Genomic DNA, 9493 nt, shown 5'->3' on the forward strand with positions numbered 1-9493 from the left:
GTCGAAAACGCTTTGTTCCGTCGATTCGGAAGGCTTCCATGCTCCTTTCTACGCGGCTGCAGCATCCTCAGAAGCCTCATCCAATTTGCGCAGCGAATCGTAGATCGGCGGGTTGCCGAGTAGTTCGGGAACGCAATAAGCCGTCACCGAGGCGGCCATCATTGGCAAAATCAGCGTCCAAGAGCCCGTCATTTCCAACAGCAGCACGACGCCGGTGAGTGGGGAGCGCACGATCGCCGTGAAGCAGGCAGCCATGGCAACAATCGCATAGGGGGCCGGCAAGACGGAGGCATGCGTGACTGCGGCAGTGCCGGTGGCGAAGAGATTTCCCAGCACCGCCCCGAGGGCCAACAGCGGCGCAAAGATTCCGCCCGGCGCGCCGCAGCCGTAGGAGGCCATCGTCAGTAAAAATCGCAACAGCAATAATGCGATGGCCGTTCGGCAGACAAACGCTCCGACAATCGCATGCTGCGCCAGTTCCTCGCCGCCGCCGACGGCAATGGGGCTGTACCAGGCAAGCAATCCCGCCCCGGCGCCGACGATTGCGCCGGTGGCGCCCTTCGGCCAATTGCGGGACCGCTTAAACAATCGCAGCGAAGAGATCAAGCCGACGTTGAACAACACGCCGAGAACTCCGGCCGCCAGCCCCAGTATCAGGTATTCCGGCAAGACCATGGCTGGAGTCATGCCCAACGGATTGACGTTAAAATCGGTCGCTCCGCCGATCCACGCGCTGGGCGCGGCCCGCAGCACGACGGTGCCCGTGATGCACGCGATCAGTGATGCACTGAACACCCGGGCCGAGAAGCGGTGCAACAGTTCCTCCATGACAAACAGCGATGCCGCCAACGGTGCGTTGAACGCGACGGCAAGACCGGCGCCGGCGCCGGCGGCGATAAGCGTCCAGGGCTCGGGGATGAACCGGCGGAGCATGTCGCTGACGAGCCGGCCGATCGTGCCGCCCATTTGCACCGTTGGCCCTTCGCGCCCCAGCGCCATGCCGCTACCGATGCTCAGCGAGCCGCCGAGAAATTTGACCGGCAGGATCAGACTTTCGGCTGGCCGCAAATGGGCGCGAAGCACCGCTTCGATGCGTGGGATGCCGCTGCCCGCGGTGTGGGGCGCCAACCTCCGCGTCAGCCATAGCCCAAGCCCGCCCCCCGCTGCGCAGACGCACATTGGCAGCAGCCAACTCAGCGACGGCAGTTGGGCGGCGGAAAACGCGAGCAATTCGAGCCGGAAGCCGGCTGCCCACACCAAGGTCGCGCGGAATGCCGCCCCCACCACTCCCGCCAGGGCGCCGACCACTGCCGCCACGACCATCAGCGTCAGCCATTGGAGCGGCTGGCTCGGTAACGCGTCGTCGGACTCGGAGGCCGGCACCGCCAGCTTTTCCATCGCGGCGGCGGCTGGTCGCGGCGGCCCAACGCCAGCCGGCTCGCTGGGCGGCGGTTTTGCAGACGAAACCGCCTGAGGATCGTCAGAATGATCGGCAGCTGGAGACCGCGGTTCCGGCATCGGCGTAAAGCCCTATTTGGATTTGCTCGGCAATTACTTCGGGGTGTGGCACTGGCAATCGCAGCCTGCCGGTGTCGAACCGCCCCACGGCGTCCCACTGGCAGACTGCGCTTTGCCAGTGGCACACGCCGACCGTGGCACACGCCGCCACTCGTTTATCGCGCCGCGGCGTGTGGTTCCGAACTGCCGGGCCCCGGCGGTGGACCGAGCGGTTGCGGCGGCGTGGGGGGCGGCGTGAGCGATTGCGGTGCGAGCGGCTTGGTGCCCGGCAGCTTTGCCTCCGGCGGAATTGGTTCGGCCGGCTCGCCGATCATGCGTTTGAACGTTTCGGCGTCCAAGGTTTCGCTTTTCAAGAGTTCTTGCGCGACCGACTCCAATTGGTCGCGGTGGGTGGTAAGAATTTCTTTGGCGTCGGTGTAGCGCTCGTCCAGCATCCGCTTTACTTCGTCGTCGATCTTGCGAGCGGTGTCTTCACTGCAATCACGCTGCAACGAGCCATCTTGGCCCGGCAGAAACATCGGCCGATGCTCGGCGCAATGCACCAGCCCGACCGATTTCGACATGCCATACATGCAGACCATCTGCCGGGCCAAGGAGGTCGCCCGTTCCAAATCGTTTTCCGCTCCGGTGCTGACTTCGCCGAAGCAGATTTCCTCGGCAGCGCGGCCGCCGAGCATTCCCTTGATGCGATCCACGAGCGCGGTTTGCGTCATCAGAAAACGATCTTCGGTGGGTAGCTGCAACGTGTAGCCGAGCGCTGCCCGGCCGCGCGGCACGATGCTGATCTTGTGGACGGGGTCGGCATATTTGCTGTAGGCGCCGACCAGGGCGTGGCCCGTTTCGTGGTAGGCGACGCGGCGTTTTTCTTCGTCGTTGAGCCGGCGGCTTTTGCGCTCCGGGCCGGCCACGACTTTTTCGACTGCGTCGTCGAGATCTTTTTGCGTGATCTGCTTTTCCCGATTTCTTGCCGCCAGCAGCGCGGCTTCGTTGATCGCGTTGGCCAGATCGGCGCCGGAAAAGCCGGGGGTGCCTTGCGCGATCGTCCGCAGACTGACATGCTCCGCCAGCGGCAATCCGCGCGAGTGGACCTTCAAGATCGCCTCGCGGCCGTCGAGATCGGGCAGATCGACGATCACTTGCCGGTCGAACCGTCCGGGGCGCAACAGCGCATGATCGAGCACTTCCGGCCGGTTGGTTGCCGCCAGCAAGATCACGCCGACATTGGCCTCGAAGCCATCCATCTCGACGAGCAATTGATTGAGCGTCTGCTCGCGTTCGTCGTTCACCGCGCCGACGTGCACGCTGCGCTCGCGGCCGATCGCATCAAGTTCGTCGATGAAGATGATGCAGGGCGCTTGCGCTTTGGCCTGCACGAACAGATCGCGGACTCGCGAAGCTCCGACGCCGACAAACATCTCGACGAAATCGCTGCCACTGATCGAGAAAAACGGCACGTGGGCTTCGCCCGCCACGGCCCGGGCGAGCAATGTCTTGCCGGTTCCGGGCGGGCCGACCAAGAGCACCCCCTTGGGGATTTTGGCCCCGAGTGCCGAGTATCGCGACGGATTTTTCAGAAAATCGACCACCTCTTCCAGTTCGAATTTGGCTTCGTCGCAGCCGGCGACGTCGTTGAACGTCACGCCGGTGTCGGTGTCGGCGATCAGCCGGGCGTTGCTCTTGCCGATTCGCATGACGGCCTGTCCCGCGCCCGCCATCCGTCGCGACAAAAAGATCCAAAACAAGAACAAAAGGCCGATTGGCAGAATCCAGGAGACGAATAGCGTCGAAAGAAATCCGGGGCGAACGCCTTTGAATTTCACACCCTGGGCCTCGAGCTGATCGACCAATTGCGGATCTTCGACGCGGACGGTGCGAAAGTCGAACGGTTCGGTTTCAGTTTTTTCCTCGGCTTTGCTCGTTTCGGGCGTTTTGGCTTTCTCGTTGGGCGGGGAAGAACTCGCGGCGGGCGATGCCGGCGGGCTCTTGGCCGGGGCGTCCCGCGCCGCGCCGCCCGGGGTGCTGGCAGGTGCCTTTTCGGTGGGAACTTGTGGCTGCTGGTTCGCCCGCTTGGGGTCAATGCGGCCGTCGATTTCAGTTTCTTGAATACTGCATTGGGCGACTTCCCCGTTGGCGAGATACGATTTGAACGTGCTGTATTCGATCGTGCGAATCGTGGCTGCACTGTACATGTCTTGCCATACCCAGAGCATCAGCAACGACACGACGATATAGCCCACCATCGGCCCCCATGCCGCCGGCGACCGCATGTCGGGCGGTTTTTTGGGGCCGGGCGACCTGGAGTTCGGCGGCCCGGAATTCGGCGCGTTCGGCGGACCCGAATTCGGCGGACTCGGCGGACCGGGGTTCGGCGCTTGCGGCATAATGGCTCCTCAAGCTATGGGGAAAACGAAGCGACAATCGCTCCACGGAAAACGCGCAATCCGTCCGATGGAGCAAATCCGATGCCGGCAATTCTAAGCGACCGCGGCCCGAAAAACATCGAGCCCGCAGCGCGAGCAAGGAAAGCGTCGTTTCTTTCTTGCTTGCGCTGCGGGCTCGGGCGGCCGGTTTCAGGACGCAAACTGCAATTGCATACCGCTTCGATCCGGCCGCGTCACTTTTCGTCCGGCTCTTCCAGATACGTGTATCCGCCCAGCCCTTCTTCATAGAACTTCAGAAAGCGGCCCGCTTGCTCATAGCCGATCCGACCATCGCGGACTGCCATTTCCACCGCGTCGCGCAATTTGCGCACCAACACGTTTGGATCGAATTCCACGTAATCGAGCACCTCGCGCACGGTGTCGCCCTTGATCACCGCTTCGAGCACCACCTGGCCATTCTCATCCTGGCTGATGTGCACCGCATTGGTGTCGCCGTAGAGATTATGAAGATCGCCGAGGATTTCTTGATACGCCCCGATCAGAAAGGCGCCGAGATAATACGGCTTGCCTTCATAGGGATGCAGCGGAAGCGTGCGCTTCACGTCGCGGCGATCGATGAATTGATCGATCTTGCCGTCGGAATCGCACGTGATGTCGCCCAACACCGCGTTGCGCGTCGGCCGCTGCTTGAGCCGATGGATCGGCAACACGGGGAACAACTGCTTGATCGCCCAACTGTCGGGAATCGATTGGAACAGCGAAAAATTGCAGAAATACGTGTCGGAAAGAAACGAATCCAAGCCCTCCAATTCCTCGGGCATGAACTCCAGATGCTTTGCCAGCCGGCGAATCTTGTGGCAGATCGCGAAGTACAAATTTTCGACGCTGCTCCGCTGATCGAGCGGCAAATAGCCGTTGGTGAACAGGCTCATCGCCGAGTCGAGCGCTTGCTGAGCGTCGTGGTAGCTCTCCAGTAGATTGCGGACCGTGAGGTTTTGATACGTCTCGAGCATATCCGCTAGCGGTTGCTCGACATCCTCGGCCAGCGCCGGCGGCACGCCGTTTTCCCCTTGCTCTGAAACGCCGAGCACCCCGAACACCAACACACTGTGATACGCCACCACCGCCCGACCGCTTTCGGAGATGATCGTCGGATGCTTTACTCCGGCGTCTTCGCAGGCGCGGTGCACGTGATACACCACGTCGTTGGCGTATTCCTGCAGCGTGTAGTTGACGCTCGATTCGAAATTGGTTTGTGAGCCGTCGTAGTCGACGCCCAAGCCGCCGCCGACATCGAGATATTCTAGCCCCGCGCCGCGGCGGGCCAGTTCGGTGTAGATCCGCCCCGCCTCGCTGAGCGCCGCCTTGATCTGGCGAATATTGATAATTTGGCTGCCTTGATGGTAGTGCAACAGCTTGAAACAGTCGGCCATGCCGCGGCGCTTGAGTTCTTCCAGCCCACGAAGAATCTCCGTGACCGTCAGACCGAATTTCGAGCGAAACCCGGCCGACGATTGCCAGCGCCCCGAACCACGGGCCGCGAGCTTGACGCGCATGCCGATGGTCGGCCGCACGCCGATCTTCTCCGCATAATCGAGAATCAGACCCAATTCGGTATATTTTTCGACGACGGGAATGATATTCCGCCCGATCTTCTGGGCGAGCATTGCCGTCTCGATGAATTCGGCGTCTTTGAAGCCGTTGCAGATGATGGGCGTCTCGTTGGAAGCCATCGCCACAACGGCCAGTAGCTCCGGTTTGCTGCCGGCTTCGAGGCCGAACTTGAATGGCCGACCGAATTCGACCACCTCTTCGACCACCTGCCGCTGCTGGTTGACCTTGATCGGATAGACGCAGCAATAGTTGCCCTGATATTTGTGCTCGGCGATGGCGTTTTGAAATGCGCTGTGAATTTCGCGCAGCCGATGCTGCAGGATGCCGGCGAAGCGAATTAAGATCGGCAGATCGATGCCGCGAAGCTGGAGCCGATCGACGAGCTGCTTCAAGTCGATCGGCTTCGTGGCATCCTTATTCGGCAGAACGCAGACATGGCCGGCCTCGTTGATATTGAAGTACCCATTGCCCCAGCGGGCGACTTCGTACAACTCGGCTGCATCGTCGACCGTCCATGGTTCCACCTCGAGTTCGATCATCTATCCGGTTCTCCGAACTTAAACCACGAATCGTCGAAACTACTCCGCGCGGGCCTACGCCGCGGCAAGCAAGCGCCCGGGCAATCGCCGATCACCGCTGGCGCGGCAAAACATAATGCATTCTAGCCGCTGCTGCGAACGATGGTATCCCGAAGTGAGCCGAGACCGAGCGATTTTTTCGCTGCCAGGGTGGCAGCGATACCCAGCGGAAGAAACGCTATGACGAAAGACGGGCGTGCATCCGGATGCCTTGGCTGCCGCCCCGATCACCTTGGCTGAATCGCTTCCCAATCGACATGGCCCGTGCAAGATTGGAGTTCGCGCTCCGAGGTCGAGCGAAACAGGAACAAATTCGGAGTTAGCCTGCGGTTCCGAAGATAACGGAGCTTTTGGGGCACTCCAAAACGCGGGCCGTTGGCGGTATCATGGTTCCTGGGCTCGTCCGCTGGCTTTCGAACCATTTCGGGCCTTAGGCTCGGCCGAAAAGGAACTTCTCCACCGACCCCTCTCCCCTTACGGGAGCGGGCAGAGTGAAGGGTTCGAAAAGCGGAAGCTGTTTTTCGGCCGAGCCTTAATTGGCCAAAGAAGGCGCTGCGGCAGTCGATCGCGCCCGCTTTCACCTCTCGGACAGCAAGCATGATGAAGGGCATCAACCGCGTCAGCATTGTCGGCTGGAGCCTGTTGCTCGTGGGAATATTGCTGCTCGCTTGGCAAACGGCCAGCGGCGGCCGGCCCGATTGGCTATTTAGCGTCGCTATCACATTCCTGATCGCCGGATCGGTGCTGCGGGTTTACGGCAAGTACGGGCCGAGCCGAAGATAGCGGCATCGTGTGCCCGTGGATCGTGTGTCAGGGTGCAAGGAAATCGCGCATGTCGAAAGGCCACATTCACTCGGACCTGCCGCCCCCTTATCCGCTAGCGATGGTCATTTGCGACGCGATTTGGCGCGATCCGGCGACAGGAAAGCGATTCTTGCTCGGTAGTTTCTCGGTCCTGCACGCGACGCAATTTCCGATTTTGCACGCTTCGATGGCCGTACACGTGGCATTAACCAACGGCCATGGCCGGATGCCGATTCAGATTCGGCTGGTGGACGATGAGGAATCGCGTGATGCGCTCTGGCTTGCGGAGGGTGAGGTGGATTTTCCAGATCCTCGCGGGACGGTGGAAATCGACTTCATGCTGCCCCCTGTCGGATTTCCCGTGGCTGGTGTCTACCGCTTTCAATTCTTCGCCGGCGGCCAATTCTTGATGGAGCGGCGAATCTTCGTGGAACAGGTGGCGTCGGTCAGGTGAGACCGAGTGCTTCTCGTTTAGCGGCAATCGGGCCGAAGTGCGATCCGACGGTAGTGTTGTGTCTCCTATGGAGGTGGTGCAGTTGAGCAGTTCCCCGCAATTTTGCAGGCTGGCTCGCGAACGGAAAACCACAGAGCGACCATGCGGCGTCGCCGCGACCAAAGTAGCAGGCAGACTCCGTGTGCCGTCTGCGCTGCTCCGTGCGCAATGCGCCGCGGTGCGCCGACGGCACACGGAGTGTGCCTACTACGATAGAAACACTTTCGTCGATCCTTACAAAGAATTCATGTGTTCGTGGCATGGAGAACACCGAAAACAGCAGAAAGCATCCGAATGGGTGAGCAAAACCCATGACGGCGGCGGTAAAAAACATCGACATTTAACCCGGTTTTGTCGTCTCGGCGTTCTCGGCGACTCGGTGGTGAGAGAGACGCCGGCGAGGCGTGTTTGATATACCAGCGGGTTCGCAGATACTGCAGTGGACATCGATTATGACTGAACTTCCGCAAATGTTTCGCCTGCGACAGATGTGGCAGCGGCCGCGAGTCGACGACGTCGCCGCCGGCGCCAGAGAGCAATTGCAGCGTCTGGAGCTCGGGGCGAAAATTCGACCAGGACAAACCGTTGCCATCACGGCCGGCAGCCGCGGCATCGCTCAGATCGCGGTGATTCTGCGCAGCGTCGTCGAGCATTTGCGTAGCCTGGGGGCCGAACCGTTTCTCGTTCCCTCAATGGGGAGCCACGGAGGGGGCACCGCGGCCGGGCAACGACGCGTCATCGAATCGTACGGAATCACGGAAGCGTTTTGCCGCTGCCCGATCCGCGCCGATATGGAAACCGTGGTCGTCGGACAAGCGGAGCAAGGTTTTCCGATCCATTTCGATCGCATCGCTCGCCAAGCCGATCACGTTTTTCTCTGCGGCCGCGTCAAACCGCACACGATGCTCGCCGGCCGTTATCAAAGCGGGTTGGTGAAAATGCTCTTGATCGGCTTGGGCAAACAGAATGGCGCGCAAGTCTACCATCGAGCAATGCTCGATTTTGGCTTCGATGCTTTCGCGCCGGCCGTGGCGCGGCGATTGATGCGCGAGTGCCGGATCGTCGCGGGCCTCGCCGTGCTCGAAAATGCGTACGACGAAGTGGCTCAGCTCGTTGCCCTGCGGCCTGAAGAGATCGAAGCCCGCGAGCCGGAACTACTTCGGCAAGCGATCGCCTGGATGCCGCGGTTGCCGTTCAACGCCGCCGATGTGCTCGTGATCGACGAGATCGGGAAAAATATCAGCGGATCGGGGTTGGATACGAACGTGGTCGGACGAAAATTCAACGACCATGCCGCCGCAGCCGACGAATTGCCCAAGGTTCGGCGGATCATTGTCCGCGGGCTAACGGCCGCGACGCAGGGTAACGCCGTCGGACTAGGCATCGCCGAGTTTTGCAAAACCCGCATCATCGAGCAAATGGACCGGCAGGCCACTTGGCTCAATGCTCTTGTGGCCGGACACGTTTCCGCGGCCATGCAACCCTTGCATTATGCCACCGATCGCGAGCTGCTGGCCACGGCACTTTCGACGCTTGGCTTGGTCGCACCGCGCGAAGCCCGAGTGATGTGGATCAAGAACACGCTCGATCTATCCGAGTTGGCCTGTTCGGCGGCGTATTTTGAAGAGGCGTCGAGCCGGGGCGATTTGCAGATTCTGGGCGCTGCGGGCGAAATGCCCTTCGACGCCGTCGGAGATCTTCCGGCCGCCGGCGTGCAGGGGTCGTTCTCGGAGTAGGAACGCGATCATCTATCAGACGAGTCGCCATGGCAGGGGTGGCGACGCGTGGCACCGGGGCTCCCTCGCTTACGCCTCGCGCCTAGTGTTGCGTCAGCGCTGTAGTTTGGGATGGTCAAAGCGATTCGCCCAACGATTTGCCGCCTCACTACCGACCCACGATCCCAAATCTTTGGCGCAACACTAACCCGAAGCGTTAGCGAGGGAGCGCCGCAACGGCGGCATCGTCTCGCTGCAGGCGGCACAGCCGGATGCACATTGGATCAATGCGTTCGTGATGGCGACCCCGCAACGGAGCACATCCTCGCTTACGCTTCGGGCTAGTTTTGCGTCAACGCCGGAATTTGGGATGGTCAAAGCGATTCGCGC

General features: G+C 61.1%; 6 protein-coding genes. 3 read left to right on the forward strand and 3 right to left on the reverse strand.

Annotated elements, in window-relative coordinates; all coding sequences use genetic code 11:
• Positions 1-48: 48 nt before the first annotated feature.
• The 3 genes from clcA to speA all read right to left on the reverse strand — a co-directional run bounded on the left by clcA (position 49) and on the right by speA (position 6052).
• Entirely contained in the window at positions 49-1518 is a 1470-nt protein-coding gene (clcA, locus tag VHX65_14165) for a H(+)/Cl(-) exchange transporter ClcA (protein HEX3999694.1), read from the reverse strand.
• A gap of 155 nt (positions 1519-1673) precedes the next feature.
• The gene (gene ftsH, locus VHX65_14170; protein HEX3999695.1) at positions 1674-3899 is read right to left on the reverse strand and encodes an ATP-dependent zinc metalloprotease FtsH; all 2226 of its coding nucleotides are present in this window, start codon (positions 3897-3899) and stop codon (positions 1674-1676) included.
• 233 nt (positions 3900-4132) lie between these two features.
• Positions 4133-6052 carry a biosynthetic arginine decarboxylase gene (gene speA / locus VHX65_14175; GenBank protein HEX3999696.1) on the reverse strand — a complete coding sequence of 640 codons (1920 nt, stop codon included), beginning with the start codon at positions 6050-6052 and terminating at the stop codon, positions 4133-4135.
• A 636-nt stretch (positions 6053-6688) separates the two neighbouring features.
• Here speA and VHX65_14180 point away from each other — a divergent pair.
• The 3 genes from VHX65_14180 to VHX65_14190 all read left to right on the forward strand — a co-directional run bounded on the left by VHX65_14180 (position 6689) and on the right by VHX65_14190 (position 9124).
• The gene (locus VHX65_14180; protein HEX3999697.1) at positions 6689-6874 is read left to right on the forward strand and encodes a hypothetical protein; all 186 of its coding nucleotides are present in this window, start codon (positions 6689-6691) and stop codon (positions 6872-6874) included.
• 49 nt (positions 6875-6923) lie between these two features.
• Positions 6924-7349 carry a hypothetical protein gene (locus tag VHX65_14185; protein HEX3999698.1) on the forward strand — a complete coding sequence of 142 codons (426 nt, stop codon included), beginning with the start codon at positions 6924-6926 and terminating at the stop codon, positions 7347-7349.
• A gap of 491 nt (positions 7350-7840) precedes the next feature.
• Entirely contained in the window at positions 7841-9124 is a 1284-nt protein-coding gene (locus tag VHX65_14190) for a lactate racemase domain-containing protein (GenBank protein HEX3999699.1), read from the forward strand.
• The last annotated feature ends 369 nt before the right edge of the window (positions 9125-9493 follow it).

The sequence above is a fragment of the Pirellulales bacterium genome (genome assembly GCA_036267355.1).
Lineage (GTDB): Bacteria > Planctomycetota > Planctomycetia > Pirellulales > DATAWG01 > DATAWG01.